General features: G+C 64.2%; 12 protein-coding genes. 5 read left to right on the plus strand and 7 right to left on the minus strand.

Annotation, left to right across the window (positions count from 1 at the left end; all coding sequences use genetic code 11):
- The first annotated feature begins 167 nt into the window (after positions 1 to 167).
- Positions 168 to 2,114: a 1-deoxy-D-xylulose-5-phosphate synthase gene (gene dxs, locus AC1DVN_RS28865; RefSeq protein ID WP_097387405.1), complete on the plus strand. Its 1,947-nt coding sequence runs from the start codon at positions 168 to 170 to the stop codon at positions 2,112 to 2,114.
- Between the two features lie 9 nt (positions 2,115 to 2,123).
- Here dxs and AC1DVN_RS28870 read toward each other — a convergent pair whose 3' ends face one another.
- Both AC1DVN_RS28870 and AC1DVN_RS28875 read right to left on the minus strand, forming a co-directional pair.
- Entirely contained in the window at positions 2,124 to 3,554 is a 1,431-nt protein-coding gene (locus AC1DVN_RS28870; RefSeq protein ID WP_477994621.1) for a sugar porter family MFS transporter, read from the minus strand.
- 464 nt (positions 3,555 to 4,018) lie between these two features.
- Positions 4,019 to 5,035 carry an iron-siderophore ABC transporter substrate-binding protein gene (locus AC1DVN_RS28875; protein WP_477994622.1) on the minus strand — a complete coding sequence of 339 codons (1,017 nt, stop codon included), beginning with the start codon at positions 5,033 to 5,035 and terminating at the stop codon, positions 4,019 to 4,021.
- A 124-nt stretch (positions 5,036 to 5,159) separates the two neighbouring features.
- Here AC1DVN_RS28875 and AC1DVN_RS28880 point away from each other — a divergent pair, with 124 nt between their 5' ends.
- Together AC1DVN_RS28880 and AC1DVN_RS28885 are read left to right on the plus strand one after the other, a co-directional pair.
- On the plus strand, positions 5,160 to 5,711 hold the full coding sequence (locus AC1DVN_RS28880; RefSeq protein WP_003942617.1) for a TetR/AcrR family transcriptional regulator: 552 nt from the start codon (positions 5,160 to 5,162) through the stop codon (positions 5,709 to 5,711).
- Positions 5,712 to 5,813: 102 nt separating this feature from the next.
- On the plus strand, positions 5,814 to 7,385 hold the full coding sequence (locus AC1DVN_RS28885; protein ID WP_477994625.1) for a GMC oxidoreductase: 1,572 nt from the start codon (positions 5,814 to 5,816) through the stop codon (positions 7,383 to 7,385).
- A gap of 66 nt (positions 7,386 to 7,451) precedes the next feature.
- Here the strand turns inward: AC1DVN_RS28885 and AC1DVN_RS28890 are convergent, their stop codons facing one another.
- The 5 genes from AC1DVN_RS28890 to AC1DVN_RS28910 all read right to left on the minus strand — a co-directional run bounded on the left by AC1DVN_RS28890 (position 7,452) and on the right by AC1DVN_RS28910 (position 14,298).
- Complete coding sequence (locus tag AC1DVN_RS28890; RefSeq protein ID WP_007732875.1) at positions 7,452 to 9,557, minus strand: 3-hydroxyacyl-CoA dehydrogenase NAD-binding domain-containing protein; 2,106 nt, start codon at positions 9,555 to 9,557, stop codon at positions 7,452 to 7,454.
- Positions 9,558 to 10,778: a thiolase family protein gene (locus tag AC1DVN_RS28895; RefSeq protein ID WP_003942598.1), complete on the minus strand. Its 1,221-nt coding sequence runs from the start codon at positions 10,776 to 10,778 to the stop codon at positions 9,558 to 9,560. It lies immediately after the preceding gene.
- A 161-nt stretch (positions 10,779 to 10,939) separates the two neighbouring features.
- Entirely contained in the window at positions 10,940 to 12,229 is a 1,290-nt protein-coding gene (locus AC1DVN_RS28900) for an HRDC domain-containing protein (protein ID WP_477994627.1), read from the minus strand.
- Between the two features lie 11 nt (positions 12,230 to 12,240).
- Positions 12,241 to 13,647: a WS/DGAT/MGAT family O-acyltransferase gene (locus tag AC1DVN_RS28905; protein WP_019748265.1), complete on the minus strand. Its 1,407-nt coding sequence runs from the start codon at positions 13,645 to 13,647 to the stop codon at positions 12,241 to 12,243.
- A 60-nt stretch (positions 13,648 to 13,707) separates the two neighbouring features.
- A complete protein-coding gene (locus tag AC1DVN_RS28910) occupies positions 13,708 to 14,298 on the minus strand; it encodes a DUF3000 domain-containing protein (protein ID WP_019748266.1) in 591 nt (196 codons plus the stop codon).
- Between the two features lie 168 nt (positions 14,299 to 14,466).
- Between AC1DVN_RS28910 and hemE the strand changes: the two genes are divergently transcribed.
- Both hemE and AC1DVN_RS28920 read left to right on the plus strand, forming a co-directional pair.
- Entirely contained in the window at positions 14,467 to 15,564 is a 1,098-nt protein-coding gene (hemE, locus tag AC1DVN_RS28915) for a uroporphyrinogen decarboxylase (RefSeq protein WP_021334677.1), read from the plus strand.
- Entirely contained in the window at positions 15,561 to 16,922 is a 1,362-nt protein-coding gene (locus AC1DVN_RS28920) for a protoporphyrinogen oxidase (protein WP_092765564.1), read from the plus strand. Before hemE ends, AC1DVN_RS28920 begins: the two co-directional genes overlap by 4 nt.

A 16,922-nucleotide genomic window follows, 5' to 3' on the forward strand; every position in this document is an offset into this window, starting at 1 on the left:
GCGATCACGAGCGATCCGTGGGATTTCGCTGTTACGCGAAGTCACACCGGATTCGGGCCGAGTCCGCGTGTCGGTTCGCCGGAACGCTCCGTAGACTGGCAGCACTGTCGCGAAGACAGCCGCGGCGCGCACCGGTGCAGCTGTGAAGCACGGAGGGAGCGATCTCGTTGGGTGTTCTTGCCCGCATTCAGGGTCCTGACGATCTACGTCAGTTGAGCCACGCCGAGATGACGGAGTTGGCCGACGAGATTCGTGAGTTCCTCGTGCTGAAGGTCGCTGCGACCGGTGGTCACCTCGGGCCCAACTTGGGCGTCGTGGAGTTGACCCTCGCACTGCACCGAATTTTCGACTCGCCGCAGGACGCGATCATCTTCGACACGGGCCATCAGGCCTACGTGCACAAGATCCTCACCGGTCGTCAGGATCAGTTCGACACTCTGCGTAAGCAGGGCGGACTGTCCGGGTATCCGTGCCGCGCCGAGAGCGAACACGACTGGGTCGAGTCCTCTCACGCTTCCGCCGCGTTGTCCTATGCCGACGGCCTCGCGAAGGCCTTCGCGCTCACGGGCCAGAATCGCCACGTTGTCGCCGTCGTCGGTGACGGCGCCCTGACCGGCGGAATGTGTTGGGAAGCCCTCAACAACATCGCAGCCGGAAAAGACCGTTCGGTGGTGATCGTCGTCAACGACAACGGCCGCTCGTACGCGCCGACCATCGGCGGCCTCGCCGACCATCTTTCGGCACTGCGCACCGCGCCGAGTTACGAGCGCGCCCTCGACAGTGGCCGACGCTTGGTCAAGAGACTGCCCTGGGTGGGGCGCACCGCGTACTCCGTCCTGCACGGAATGAAGGCGGGTCTCAAGGACGCGGTCAGCCCTCAGGTCATGTTCACCGATCTGGGTATCAAGTACCTCGGACCGGTCGACGGACACGACGAAGCCGCCATGGAATCGGCGTTGCGCCGGGCGAAGGCCTACGGCGGACCGGTCATCGTGCATGCCGTCACTCGTAAGGGCAACGGTTACGCACACGCCGAGAACGACGTGGCCGACCAGATGCATGCCACCGGCGTCATCGATCCCGTCACCGGTCGCGGCACCAAGTCGTCCGCGCCGGACTGGACGTCGGTCTTCTCGGCCGCATTGATCGAGCAGGCTTCGCGTCGTGAGGACATCGTCGCCATCACCGCGGCGATGGCCGGGCCCACCGGCCTCGCGGCCTTCGGTGAGAAGTTCCCCGATCGGATTTTCGACGTCGGTATCGCCGAGCAGCATGCGATGACCTCGGCCGCCGGTCTTGCACTTGGCGGCCTTCACCCCGTCGTTGCTATCTACTCGACCTTCCTCAATCGGGCTTTCGACCAGTTGTTGATGGACGTCGCACTGCTCAAACAACCGGTGACAGTCGTGCTCGACCGCGCCGGGGTCACCGGAGTCGACGGCGCCAGCCACAACGGCGTCTGGGATCTTTCGCTGCTCGGAATCATCCCGGGGATTCGCGTCGCGGCACCGCGTGATGCAGACACACTGCGGGAGGAGTTGGACGAGGCGCTTCTCGTCGACGACGGCCCAACGGTCGTACGGTTCCCGAAGGGTGCTGTACCCGAAGCGATTCCGGCAGTGAAGCGACTCGACGGAATGGTCGACGTTCTCAAGGCCAGCGAGGGTGAGCGCGGCGACGTGCTCCTCGTCGCGGTGGGCCCGTTTGCATCCTTGGCGCTCGAGATTGCCGAGCGGCTCGACAAGCAGGGCATCTCGGTTGCCGTCGTTGATCCGCGATGGGTTCTGCCGGTCGCGGATTCGCTGGTGAAGATGGCGGACAAGTACGCCCTCGTGGTCACCATCGAAGACGGCGGTCTGCACGGCGGCATCGGTTCGACGGTCTCGGCCGCGATGCGTGCCGCCGGAGTGCACACGTCGTGCCGCGACATGGGCGTTCCCCAGCAGTTCCTCGATCACGCCAGCCGCGAAGCCATTCACAAGGAACTCGGACTCACGGCTCAGGACCTCTCCCGCAAGATCACCGGCTGGGTGGCGGGGATGGGCAGCGTCGGCGTCCACGTCCAGGAAGACGCGTCCTCGGCTTCGGCTCAGGGCGAAGTCGCGCAAGGCTGACGACTCGTCTCACGATAATCTCGAAAAGCGGTGGCCCTCGGATYRATCCGAGGGGAACAGTGACAACGCTGCCATGACGGCGTAGCCGGCGTAGGTGTACGACAGATTCCAATCGGCAAGTGCCGGGAACGTCCAGGAGACCAGGAAGTTCGCGACCCAGTTGGTGGCGGTCGCAATTCCGACTGCTGCAGCACGCACGCGGTTGGGGAACATCTCGGAGATCAACACCCAGACCACCGGGCCCCAGGACAGAGCGAAGAAGAATACGAATGCGTTCGCACCGATAAGTGCGATAGTCGCGTTGGCTCCGGTCAGCGTGGCCACAGATTCGCCGATCTCGTTCTTGGTCACCGTTGCCGAATGGAAACAGAACGCCGCGGTGCCCAGTGAGATGGCCATACCGGCGGAACCGACCAACAACAGCGGCTTTCGACCGACTCGGTCGATGACGGCGATGGCGACAAACGTACCGACGATGTTGACCAAGGCGCTCACGACGCTGATCAGAAGGGAGCGGTCGGCACCGAATCCCACTGCCTGCCACAGGGTGCTGGAATAGTAGAAGATCACATTGATACCGACCAGCTGCTGCAGTGCGGCGAGTGCGATGCCGACCCACACGAGGTGGGAGACGCCGAGCCGCTTCGAGAAGAGTTGGCGGACCGTTGTTTTGGCTTGCTTCTCGCTGAGCGAGTCGCGGATCTCGTTCATCCGCTCGGTGACGGCGTCGTGATCGCCGCCTTCCAGGTCGGAGATGATCTTGCGAGCGCGATCGTCCTTGCCCTGCGCTACGAGGAATCGCGGCGACTCGGGAATCGTGGTCGTCATGATCAGATACAGAACCGCGGGAACGGCTTCGAGCATCAACATCCACTGCCAGGCCTCGAGGCCCGCGATCTGATTGCGATCGCCACCGGCCGCGGCCTGGAGTGCGTAGTTGACCAACTGCGACACAGCGATTCCGAGAACGATCGCCAATTGGTACATCGAACCGAGGCGGCCGCGAATCGCAGCGGGAGAGATCTCCGCGATGTACGCCGGAGCGATGACCGATGCGAAACCGACGGCCAGGCCACCGACCACGCGCCAGAACGTGAGGTCGTAGACGCTGAACGGAACTGCGGAACCGACGGCGCCGATTATGAACAACACCGCGGCTATTTGCATGACGCGGATGCGGCCGAGGCGATCTGCGAGTGTGCCTGCGATCCAGGCGCCGAGTGCTGCGCCGAGCAGAGTCAGTGAGACCGTGAGCCCGGTGCCCGAGGCGCCGATGTCGTACTTGTCTCGGATCGCACCGACTGCCCCGTTGATGACAGCGGTGTCGTATCCGAACAGAAAACCGCCGAGCGCGGCGGCGCCGGCGAAGAGCACTGCATGTCCGACGTCGGCGCGAGTAGCGCCGGATCCACCGCCGGAGGCGGTTCCGCTGAATGCCATTCCTGCCCCCTCAAAGGCCCTACGGTCGACACCCCGATGCGTCGATCCATCCGCGAGCACTCTGCACGCTACGCCCACCGGACGAGATTTGGCGGGGACTCACGCGCCGTTATCCAGCTGAGTCCATTCCCAGGTCGAAACAACCGGACGCAGAGACAAGGTATTGATTGCAGTGATTATGCAAACAATAATGTCGGTGCAGGTGAGGGCGGTTTACTTACCCGCGAGACTCTCGGCTTTTGCTGCGATGTCCTCGAGATCCTTTGCCATGAATTTCCGGTCACCCGCGCGCCCAACCGACCGAATACCGCTGTGAAGATCTTCGAGATACGTGAAGTGGATTCGGATTCCCCGGAGAAGTACATCTCGAGGATCGTGCCTGTGGCGTCAGGCTTCAGTGTGAACCCACTCGTGTAGTTCATTCCGTGGGAGTTGGCTTTGAGGGTGTCGTGAAAATCCCGTTTCTAGGCGGTCGCGCGCTTGGAGGCTTCACTCAACGTCGGTGTGATCTGGCCGAGGACCCAAGGCGTGCTCAGGACGTTGACGTTGCTCAGTCCGCCGATGACGCGGGTGTCGCTGAGGAATGCGGTGGATCCGCGTTTGACCGCGTCGAGTCCACCGACTGCGGGTATGCCGGACGGATCACCGGAGCCGTCGGTGAAGCCGACGATCACGTCGGCGTCGATGTCGGCGATGTTCTCGTAGGAGATCGTCTTGAAGAACGATCCACCTGCATTGTCCGCGGCGAGCTTCTCGACGCCCGGCGCGTTGACGAATCCGAGTTCCGTCAGCACCTGGACCCGCGGGTCGGTGGGCAGATAGACGTTGATGTTGCTCGAATCGGTGTCGAAGTTGACCACTGCCAATGTCTTTCCGGCGAACTCCGGGTGGGCTGCGGCGGTATCGGCGAGAGTCGCGTCGAGGCCGTCGACGAGCTTCTCGGCCTCTTCGCTCTTGCCGACTGCCTTGCCGACGATGCGGGTCTGGTCCTGCCAGGACGTCTGCCACGCTGCGCCGGGATAAGCGGCCGTCGGTGCGATCTTGCTCAGTTGGTTGTAGACGGATTCCTCGAAGCCCTCGTACGGCGCCAGGATGACGTCGGGGGTCAACGACGCGATGGACTCGATCGGCGGTTCTCCGCTGGCCGGCATGTCGAAGAGCGTTGTCTTGTCCGCGTCGAAGTAGTCCTGGGCCCAGGGCATGACGCCGTTGTCGTCCGCACCGTAGGTGTACTTGGGCTGTCCGACCGGAGTCAGATCGAGTGCGTACAGGATGTCCTGCGCGTTCCATCCGAGGGTGACGAGGCGCTCGGGCTTCGAGTCGATGGTCGTGGTGCCGAAGGTGTTCTCGATGCTGACGGGGAATCCGTCCGTACCTTGGGATGCCGTGGATGTGCCTGAATCCGAGGAGCACGAGACAAGTGCGGTGACCGCGATTGCAGCCGCACCGAGGGCAGTGAAGCCCCGAACAGATGTTTTCATGAAGGGCAGCCTAACCTACTGAATTTCGGCAGCCAAACGAAACCGATTGTGCCGTTTATGCAGGTGGGAGTCGGATCTGGACCGCGCTTCTCAGGGCGCCGTTTCGGTGGGCGATACTTTCCTCGTGCGATCTCAGCAGAAGATTCTCGGCGCCGCCCTCGGACTGATCGAAGGTGGCGGATTCGAGGCTGTGAACATTGCCGCAGTTGCCACCGCGGCCGGTGTCTCGCGCCAGACGGTGTACTCGATTTTCGGTACACGTGAAGAGGTCGTCTCCCAGGCGATGGGCGGTCTCGCTGTCGAGGTTCTCGGGGAGATCACGGCACAGGTGGAGTCGGTTGACACGGCGTGCGACTACGTCGTCGAATTCATCGTTGCCGCGCGAACTGCCGTGCGTGCTCACCCGGTGCTCGCGACTCTGCTCCTCGCCGAGCGGGGAAACCCTGTCTTCGATCTCGAAATGATGAGTCGAGCAATACCTTTCGCTGGTCAGATGCTCACCCCTATGGTCGAACGTGGCCTCGCCACGGAAGCGGAGTTGGATGAGATAGTGGAAATTGCCGTGCGACTGGGGCTTTCGGTTGTTGCATTCGACAGCGATCTCGTCCATTCCGATGACTCCTTGCGGGCCTTTCTCTCGAGGTGGCTCGGGCCCGCAATCCGGTCGACCTCGTAGTTCCTCGCCTGCTCCGCTAAAACCTTGACACTTGAGCGTCAGAGTGTCTAGTTTTGGCGTGCCCGGAATTCTCTGGCGACATTCTTCGAGGGAGCACCAGTCATGTCCGGAGTGAAACGTAGATCGTTCTTGGCCGGTACGGCCGCCGTGGGAGTCGCGATGATGGCGCCACGCACTGCCAAGGCTGCAACAGGGATTCCGCTGACACGTGAAGTGCACCGTGTCGTGGTTATCGGTTCGGGGTTCGGCGGAGGGGTGACGGCACTTCGCTTGGCCGAGGCCGGGGTTCCGGTCACCCTGCTGGAGAGAGGCATTCGGTGGCAGACCGGGCCGAATGCCGAAACTTTTCCGCATCCCGCCAGTCCGGACAAGCGTATTCTCTGGCATCAGTCCAACCCGACTCTGTTCGGCAGGCCGGCGATCTTCGAGCCATACGCGGGTTTGTTGGAGACGGTGACCGGTGAGAACATGACCGCGATCTGCGCAGCCGGTGTGGGCGGCGGATCGCTTGTGTACCAAGGGATGACGCTGCAACCGGAAGAAGCGGTCTTCAACACGCACTTTCCGCTTGAGCTCGATTACGCACGAATGGACCGCGTCCATTACCCGCGGGTGGCGCGAATGCTGCAAGTGGAAACTGCACCCGACGAACTGATTTCCAGCCCGAACTACGAGGCGGCACGTGTATTCGCGCGTAACGCAACGCGTTCCGGTCTACCCGTGTCGAAGATTCCGATGCCGATCGACTGGAACTACGCGTTGGCCGAACTGCGGGGTGAGATGAAGCCGTCGTACACCAACGGTGACGGCGCGCTCGGTGTCAACAACGGGGGCAAACATTCGGTGGATGTCACCTACATTGCGGCAGCGGAAGCGACCGGATTGGTGAATGTGGAGACTCTGCACCAGGTCACCGATGTCGAGCGGGCGGCCGACGGACGGTGGCGTGTGTACGTGGACCGGACCGACATTTCCGGCAACATTCTCGAGAACAAGATTTTGACGACGGATGCGCTCGTGATGGCTGCCGGCAGCATGAACACCACCAAACTCCTGGTCCGCGCCGCGGCAACGGGGCGGATCACGGATTTGCCCGACGAACTCGGCGCGGGGTGGGGGACCAATGCCGACCGGATCTACATCTGGTCGGATCTCGCGGAGAATTTCGGCGCGACGCAGGGCGGGCCGGTCGTCTACGGCAGCCGGAACTGGGACGACCCGCATAACGCGTTCACCGTCATTCAGGCGTCGTTCCCGCCGGTGGCGTTCGACGCTCACAGCACGGTGATGGTCGGATTCGGGGTCAGCAGCGACCGGGGTCGGTTCGTGTACGACTCAGCGCGAGGCGAGGCGGTGCTCCGTTGGCCGAGGGATGGCGACTCTGCGATCCAGCAAGGCCACATCGGACCTGCGGCCCAGCAGATCGCGGCAGGAGGACTGCTCACCGACACCAACGCGTTACTGCCGTCCACCTGGCATCCCCTCGGCGGTGCCTGCATGAACTCGGTGTGCGATCTTGATGGTCGGGTTCTGGGCCAGCGGGGGTTGTACGTGCTCGACGGCGCTCTGTTGCCGGGGAACTCCGCTGCGTGCAATCCGTCGATGACTATCGCCGCCGTCGCGGAGCGTGCGCTCGAGAACATCGTGAAAGACGATGTGGGAACCCTATTCTGAACCTGCGCAAACGCCACGGACGGCGTACCCGAAGGCACGCCGTCCGTGACGGGTCGATCGACTGACTCAGACGCTGGCAACACCAGGCGCGAGGAAGCGCTTGCCGTTGACAGCCTCGGAGGTACCGGTCCGGTCCAGGTACGGCGTGATGCCGCCGTTCCAGAATCCGAACCCGCCGCCGAGCAGCAGGCAGAGGTCGATGTCCTCGGCTGCCGCTACGACGCCCTCGTCGAGCATGATCTGAATTTCCTCGGCAAACGCACGACGTGTGCGCTCGAGGACCTCTTCCGAAGTGGACACCTTGTCACCCTGCGGCCACAGTGCGGCGACCTCGGGATCGACGGCCTGACCGTTCTCGCCCCAGGTCCACACGCCGGGCTTGCGAGCCTCGACGAGTGCTTCGAGTCCAGGTGAGCTCTTGAACCGGTCCGGGTACGACTCCTGCAGGGTCTCACCGGTGTGCAGAGCCACTGCGGGTCCGACGAGGGCCAGCAAGGTGAACGGCGACATGGGCATGCCGAGTTCGGCGATGGCATTGTCCGCGACGTCGAAGGGGGTGCCTTCGTCGACGGCGGACATGACCTCACCCAAGGTGCGGGTGACGAGGCGGTTGAAGACGAAGCCTGCCTTGTCGCCGCAGAGGACGGCGGACTTCTTCAGCGACTTCGCGGTGGCGAAAGCCGTTGCGAGAGTGGCATCGTCGGTCTTGCTGCCCTTGATGATCTCGAGGAGGGGAAGAACGGCAACCGGGTTGAAGAAGTGGAAGCCGACCACGCGCTCGGGATGCTCGAGGCCGGACGCCATCTCCGTGATGGAGAGCGAGGAGGTGTTGGTGGCGAGGATGGTTTCGGGAGCGATGAACTGCTCGAGTTCCGCGAAGACCTTCTTCTTGACGTCCATGTTCTCGAAGACGGCTTCGATGACGAAGTCGGTCTTGGCGAACGCGGCCTTGTCGAGGGAACCGGATACGAGCGCCTTGAGGCGGTTCGCAGCGTCGGGGGACAGGCGTCCCTTGCCCTGGAGCTTCTCGATCTCGGTGTGGACGTAACCGACACCCTTGTCGATGCGCTCCTGGTCGATGTCGGTCAGGATGACCGGCACCTTGAGCTGGCGGACGAAGAGCAGCGCGAGCTGGCTGGCCATGAGACCGGCACCGACGATGCCGACGCCGCTGACCTTGCGGGCGAGCGAGCGGTCGGGTGCTCCGGCGGGGCGCTTGGCGCGCTTGTTCACCAGATCGAAGGCGTACAGACCTGCACGGAGTTCGTCGGTCAGGAGGAGATCGGCAAGAGCCTCGTCCTCGGCCGCGAAGCCCTTGTCGAGCGAAGCGGCATCGGTGATGTCGGTACTGCGAGCCAGTTCGAGCAGCTCGACGGCCTTGACGGCGCCGGGAGCGTTGCCCTTGGTCTTGCCGTCGACGATCGCCTTCGCACGAGCGATCGCGTCGTCCCAGCCCTGGCCACGATCGATCTCGGGGCGAGCGGGGGTCACTGTGCCGGCGAGGACCTGCGACGCCCAGGCGAGGGACTGCTCGATGAAGTCGGCAGAATCGAGAACGACGTCGACGACGCCGAGTTCGAGTGCCTTCTTGGGGGAGAGCACCTTGTTCTGGTTCAGCGAGTTCTCGATCACCACGGTGACAGCGTTCGACGGGCCGACGAGGTTGGGGAGCAACTGCGTTCCGCCCCAACCGGGGACCAGACCGAGGAATGCTTCCGGAAGACCCAGTGCGCCCGCATTGGCGGCAACCGTGCGGTAGTGGCTGTGCAGGCCGACCTCGAGGCCGCCGCCCAGAGCGACACCGTTGATGAAGGCGAACGTGGGAACGGACGACTCACGCAGGCGTCGGAACACCTTGTGACCCAAGCGGCCCAGCTCGAGTCCCTGCTCGCGAGAGGTGATCGCGGGAACACCCTTGAGGTCCGCGCCGGCGGCGAAGATGAACGGCTTGCCGGTGACGGCGATGGCAACCGGGTTGGCTGCGAAGGCTTCGTCGAGGGCGGCGTCGAATGCTGCGAGTCCGCCGGGACCGAATGACGACGGCTTGGTGTGGTCGAAGCCGTTGTCGAGGGTGATCAGTGCAAACGGGCCCTCGATGCCGGGGACCGAGATGATCTTCGTGTAGGCGTTCGTCACGACCTCGTCGGCGAATGCTGTTGCAATATCAGACATTTAGTTAACCCCTGCCTGGTAGTCAGCGTGGTTCGGGTTCTCCCAGATGACGGTGCCGCCCATGCCGAGTCCGATGCACATGGTGGTCAAGCCGTAGCGCACGTCGGGACGCGTCGCGAACTGGCGGGAGAGCTGCGTCATCAGGCGAACGCCCGAGGAAGCGAGGGGGTGGCCACACGCGATGGCGCCGCCCCACTGGTTGACGCGCGGGTCGTCGTCGGCGATTCCGTAGTGCTCGAGGAACGCGAGGACCTGAACGGCGAACGCCTCGTTGATCTCGAAGAGTCCGATGTCCTCGATCTTCAGGCCGGTGCGTGCCAGGAGCTTCTCGGTGGCGGGAACCGGGCCGATGCCCATGACGGCGGGGTCGACGCCCTGGTAGGCGAAGCCCACCATGCGCATGCCGACCGGCAGGCCGAGCTCGGCTGCGGTGTCCTCACCGGCGAGCAGTGCTGCGGTGGCGCCGTCGTTGAGTCCGGCGGCGTTACCGGCGGTGATGCGTCCGGCCGGGCGGAACGGCGTCTTGAGCTTCGCGAGATCTTCGACGGTGGTTCCGGGGCGCGGCGGCTCGTCTTCGGTGGCCAGACCCCAGCCCGCGGAACTGCGGGTGGCGACGGGGACCAGGGTGTCGGCGATGAAGCCGGCCTTCTTGGCAGCGTCGTACTTGTTCTGGCTGTTGACGGCGTAGGCGTCCGTGCGGTCCTTGGTGATGGTCGGGAACCGGTCGTGCAGGTTCTCGGCTGTGTTACCCATCACGAGGGCGCTCGGGTCGACCAGGCGGTCGGCGAGGAAGCGCGGGTTGGGGTCTGCGCCCTCACCCATCGGGTGGTGGCCCATGTGCTCGACGCCACCGGCGATCACGACGTCGTACTGGCCGAAGCCGATGCCCGACGCGGTGGTGGTGACGGCGGTCATCGCGCCGGCACACATGCGGTCGATGGCGAATCCGGGAACGGTTTCGGGGAGACCGGCGAGGATCGCAGCGGTGCGGCCGATGGTCAGGCCCTGGTCACCGGTCTGCGTGGTGGCTGCGACAGCCACTTCGTCGATCCGTGCGGGATCGAGCTGCGGGTTACGGCGAAGCAGCTCACGAATCGCCTTGACGACGAGATCGTCTGCGCGCGTGTCGGCGTACATGCCTTTCGGGCCGGCCTTGCCGAACGGGGTGCGAATGCCGTCGACGAAGACGACGTTGCGTTGGTTGTTTGTGGATGGAGCCACGCGAATTCCTCCTGATGGAGCTGCCCACCACTCCGAAGTGCGGTGAGACGTTGGTTCGGCGATCACGGCCAGGCGTCCGGCCTCGTATCGAGCGTACTACTGCCCATTACTGACCGGTAACTTAACGTGCCGAATTGCTCCAACCTCACACCGGGGTCAGGTCAGGATTCAGGCTCTTCTACTTCGGGCTCGGCCGGGACCACGGAGTTCAGTGCCTCGGCGAGGACGGGAACCGTCAAAGTGCGTTGCCAGCCACGTGCGCCACCGGAAGTGAGCTTGGTCTCGATTGCGCTCTCGACTTCTGTGATGTCGGAGTCGGGTTCCAACTTCCAGTCCCAGCACAGGCGCCTGACCAGGTCGGGTTGGAGCAGATTCTCCACGGGCACCGACACTTCCTTGCTCAGGTCCGACAGTGCGGCCCGAGCCGCCGTCAGTCGATCGGCCGCCGCCGGGTCCTGGCGAGCCCACCGGCCGGCGGCAGGGGGTCCGACGATCGGCGGGGTCTTCGGCGGAAGCTCGCTGTCCGGGAGCCTGCGCGCAGCTTCCAGCGCGTCCATCCACACACGCGAATACCGGCGTTGACGTGGTCCGCCGAACACGGGAAGCGAACGGAGCGCATCCAGCGACTGAGGATCTTTGAGGGCGGCATCGATGATGGCGGAGTCAGGGAGAACCCGGCTCGGCGACACGTCGCGCTTGCGCGCGAGATCCTCACGCGCCTGCCACAGCGCCCGTACTGCCGCCAACTGCCGAGTGGTCTTGAGCGAGGTGATGTGCGATGTACGACGCCAACGGTCGGGCTTGGGCTTGGGCGGGCCGGCCAGACGGATGTACTCGAACTCCTCCTTCGCCCACTCGAGCTTGCCCTGGGATTCGAGTTCGGCTTCCATGGCGTCGCGCAGTTCGCGAAGCACTTCGACGTCGAGGGCGGCGTAGTTCAACCAGGCGTCCGGTAGCGGACGTGTCGACCAGTCCGCGGCCCCGTGACCTTTGCGAAGTTCCACCCGCAGGGTTCGTTCCACTATCGCGGCGAGTCCGACTCGTTCGAACCCGGCCAGTCGACCGGCCAGTTCGGTGTCGAACAGCTCGGCCGGTGTCAGGCCCAGTTCGGCGAGACCGGGGAGATCCTGATCGGCCGAGTGCAGCACCCATTGCAACGGGTTGATCGCCTCGGCCAACGGCTGCAGGTCCTGCGCTGTCGGGATCGGGTCGAGCAGGAACGATCCCGCTCCTTCGCGTCGGAGCTGGATCAGGTACGCCCGTGCCGAATAACGGAATCCGGATGCCCGCTCGGCGTCCACGGCGAGCGGGCCGTGGCCGGAGGCCAGCGCGGCCGCGGCGTCGGCGACACCGGCGGCTGTGGTGATGACGTCCGGAACTCCGTCACGCGGAACGAGCAGCGGAACTACGTCGGAGGTGGGCTCGGTTGCATCATCGGTGACTTCGGACATGGTCACTGACTCTACGTCGCAGTCGGGGCCGGGGTTGTCACCTCAGCGTCGAACAGTTCGTCGAGTGCGGCTCCGAAACCTTGCGCGAGCTGGTCCAATTCGGGTGCCAGATCGGAGCAACTGACGATGCCGACGTCGAGTTTTCCGTCGAGTGACATCACCGTCACGTTGAGTCCTGCCCCGTGAAAGATCGGGCCGAGCGGGAACATTCCCTTGATCTGGGCGCCGAGGAAGTAGAGCGGGACCGGCGGCCCGGGCACGTTCGAGACGACCAGGTTGGACACGACGGGGTGACGCTCGGCGAGTTTGAGCGACGAGTACACCCGCATGGCGGCGCCGAACACCGCCGGCGATGCGAACTGGGACCAGTCCTGGAGCATGTTCGCACCCAGAGCCTCGTTGTGGTTCTTCGAGGTGGCGTTGTAATCGCTGATCGCGTGCAGACGCTCGACCGGATCGCCGATCTGGGTGCCCAGCTGCGTGAACATGCCCGAGATCTGGTTTGTGCCCGGCCGATCGGATTTACCGTGGACCGATACGGGGACCATAGCGACGAGTGAGTCCTCCGGCAGTTCGTCGCGGTCCTCGAGGTAGGTCCGCAAAGCACCCGCGCACAGCGCGAGAACCACATCGTTGACCTTGACGCCGTGGCGATCTTTGACGGCTTTGACCTTCGCGAGATCGAGCTGGCTGAAGGCGACGTTGCGGTGACCGGTGATAGCGCCGTTGAACGAGGTCCGCGGCGCGGTGAACGGAGCAGGCATCGCTTCACCCTTTCGTGCACGCGTCACCCACTTGGGGAGCATGGCGATTCCGCCGGGGACCAGACGGGCAATTCTTGCGGGTCGGGCGATGACGGCCATGAGTCCGCCGATGGCGATGTCCAGCGTTCCCGCGTCGCCCGCACCCTGTGCGGTGGGATCCACGAGCGCCGGTGAATCCGGTTCGAGACTGCACAGCTGAGCGAGGATGTTCGCGCCGGTGACGCCGTCGGCAGCGCTGTGATGAATCTTCGACATGACGGCGATCTGTCCGTCGGCAAGTCCCTCGATGACCCACATCTCCCACAGTGGGCGGGAACGATCCAGCGGTTGGCTCGCGATGTGTCCGGCGAGTTCTGCCAGTTCCGCGTGTGTGCCCGGAGCAGGTACCGCGGTCCGGTGGCAGTGCCGCTCGATGTCGAAATCGTGATCGTCGACCCATACCGGGTAGTCGAGATTGAGGCGGGAATCTTTGAGTTTGCGCCGGAAGGTCGGCATCGTGGCCATCCGCGAGTCCAACTCGCGAAGCAGCTTCCGGTAGTCGTAACCGCCCGGAATGGTCGAGGGGTCGAGCAGTACGAGTCCACAAACGTGCAATAGCTGGGTCGGTGTTTCCAAGTAGAGGAAGGTCGCGTCGAGTCCGCTGAGACGTTGCATGACTCATTTTAGAACAGGTTCTAGTATTTATCCGGGGGAATGCGTAAACGAGTAGTGGAGTTAGTCGCCCTGCCGCGACAGCGTGGTTATCCCGGCAGGCGGAAGTCCTGCCGCGTACGCGAGAACTTCACAGAAAGCCTCGACATGGTGAGCCAATTCCGATGACGTTGCAGTCCAGGATGCACGTAACTCGAGTTGGTGGGCTCGCGGCGGGCCCGCGATGTCGCCGTATCGCACGGAAGTTGTGGCTGTGACCGTACCGCCCAGGGCCACAAAAGGTTCCGGTCCGGCTTCGAGTGCGTCCACCAGCCAACTCCAGGCTACTTCGGGAAGTAGTGGATCCGCGGCGACGGCTTCGTCGAGATCGGCCTGTATGTAGGCCACCAACCGCATGGTGCCGTTCCACGCCTCGTCGCCGTCCGGATCGAACAACAGGATCAGGCGGCCGAAAGCGTCGCCTTCGGACTGCTCGGCCACGACGTCGGAGTCCGGGTGCAGAACCTCGGCTCCCACTGCGTGGCTGTACGGAGCGAGACGCTGCGGCGGACGGATGGGACCGACCTCTATCTCGGGCCGAACCCGCGCAGCGGTCATCGCCTCCACGGCGGCACGGAACTCGGCCGGGTCGGCTGTCGATCCGGATGTCGTCACAGGTCAGGACGTTAGTCGGGGATAAGGGCGGGTAGGTGGAGGCGCGCCGACCGAGTGTGGTTCGGGTGTGTGGCCGCTCACGAACCGCTCGGGTGTCCGATCCCGAGTGTGGGACATGGCAGCATTGAGTCGATCGAAGACACACGTTGGCGGAGAGCGCGAGGACTGATGAGCGGGTTGGACAACATGAATTCAGGCATGACCGGGTCGGCGGAATACAGCGCTCGGCGAGTTTTGCCCGACGCACCGTTGCTCGCCGCGGCGACCGGACGCACTCCGAGTCGACGGCCGGTGTGGTTCATGCGCCAGGCCGGACGTTCGTTGCCGGAGTATCGCGAGATCCGCGCGGGGATCGGCATGTTGGAGTCGTGTTTCGATCCGGCGCTGGTCTGTGAGATCACGATGCAGCCGGTGCGCCGTCACGATGTGGACGCGGCAATCCTGTTCTCGGACATCGTTGTTCCGCTCAAGGCTGCGGGAATCGATCTCGACATCGTTGCCGGCGTCGGACCGGTGGTTGCCAATCCGATTCGCTCCATCGCCGACGTCGCAGCCCTCCCGCGGTTGGTTCCCGAAGAGGTCGGGGCAATAGCGCAGGCCGTTCGACTTCTCACCACCGAGTTGGGCTCGACTCCGCTGATCGGCTTTGCCGGAGCGCCGTTCACCTTGGCGTCGTATCTGGTCGAGGGTGGTCCGAGCCGGAACCACGAGAAGACCAAGGCGCTCATGCACTCCGATCCGAAGACCTGGCACGCGTTGCTCGGAAGCCTGGCAGACACCACGATCTGCTTCCTGCAGACGCAGCTCAAGGCGGGTGTCGACGCGGTTCAGCTGTTCGACTCGTGGGCCGGCGCGCTCTCGCTGGCCGATTACCGGGAATTTGTTCTCCCGCATTCCGAACGGGTGTTTGCCGAGGTTGCCGCTGCCGGCGTTCCGCGTATCCACTTCGGTGTCGGAACCGGTGAACTTCTCGGCGCGATGGGGGAGGCAGGTGCCGACGTCGTGGGTGTCGACTGGCGGATTCCGCTCGACGTCGCGGCCGGTCGTGTCGGTCCGGGCAAGGCGCTGCAAGGCAATCTCGATCCCGCCGTACTGTTCGCGGGCCCCGAGGTGATCGATCGTGAGGTGCGCCGGATCGCCGCCGAAGGTGACCGCGCGATCGAAGCCGGTGCCATCGGCCACATCTTCAACCTCGGCCATGGAGTTCTTCCCGACACCGATCCCACGGCGATCACCTCGGCGGTGGAGCTGGTGCACTCGCTGTGACAACCACTCGGCCGTCGGTCGCGGTGATCGGAGGCGGAATCTCCGGTCTGGTTGCCGCGTACCGGCTTCGGCGCAGTCTGGGCTCCGTTGCCGACATCACGGTCGTCGACGACTCTCCGCGACTGGGGGGGAAGCTGCGAACGATTGATCTGGGCGGTGGCCCGATCGACATCGGCGCCGAGGCGTTCATCGCCCGTCGGCCCGAAGTCCCTGCGCTTCTCGCCGAGCTGGGACTGACCGATCAGATCGTTTATCCCGCGGGGTTGAGCCCGTTGATCTGGTCCCAGGGCTCACTGAATCGACTTCCTGCCGGAACCCTGATGGGAATCCCGGCATCGTCCGAGTCGGTGAGAGATCTAGTCGACGAGCACACACTGTCGCGCATAGCTGCCGAACCAGGCGTTCCGTTCGAGTGGACCCGCGGTTCCGATTGCAGTGTTGCCGAACTGGTTTCAGGGCGATTCGGTGATCAGGTGGTCAGCCGATCGGTGGATCCCCTTCTCGGCGGGGTGTACTCGGGCCTGGCGGAGACCATCGGAGTGCGTGCAGCTTTGCCGACACTCGCTGCGGCGCTCGATGCGGGCGCTCAGAGCCTCACGGATGCAGTTGCAGCCGCAGTGCCGACACCTGCACCCGGACCAGTGTTCGGAGCGCTCAGGGACGGTTACGGCATCTTGCTCGATGCGCTGCGGCAGGCCGCCGACGCGACGTTCGTCCGCGGCGAGGCTTCCGAGTTACGCAGGGACGGGAAAGGTTGGAACGTCGATCCGCTCGGCAGCGTCGACGCGGTGATTCTGGCTGTTCCGGCGCCGCGCGCAGCGGTGCTGTTGGCCGGCGTCGATGCGGATATTGCGCGTATCGCGTCGCGGATCGAACTGGCGTCGTCCGCGGTGGTGGCGCTCCGCCTGCCCGGTCAGGTCGACCTTCCGCAGAATTCGGGGATCCTGGTTGCCACCGACGCCGACCTGACCGCCAAGGCGTTCACGCTGTCGAGCCGAAAGTGGACGCACCTCGCTGATCGCGGCGAGCATCTCGTTCGGGTGTCGTTCGGTCGATTCGGCGCATCGGAGATCGTCGACCGGCCGGATGGTGAACTGATCGAACTTGCGCGCACCGATCTCGAGGCCGTGACCGGAATCACCGAGGAGCCACGAGCGAGCTTCGTACAGCGGTGGCACGGCGGTCTTCCCCAGTACTCCCCAGGTCACACGGAAATCGTGGCTGAAATCGAGTCCGGGATGACGCAGTTCGACGGCCTCGAAGTGGCCGGGTCGTGGCTGCACGGCGTCGGGGTTCCGGCGTGTGTCGCAGTCGGCACGACGGCGGCTACACGGATATTCGAGCGAGTGGCACGATAG

This window comes from Rhodococcus sp. P4_E4, from assembly GCF_056401575.1.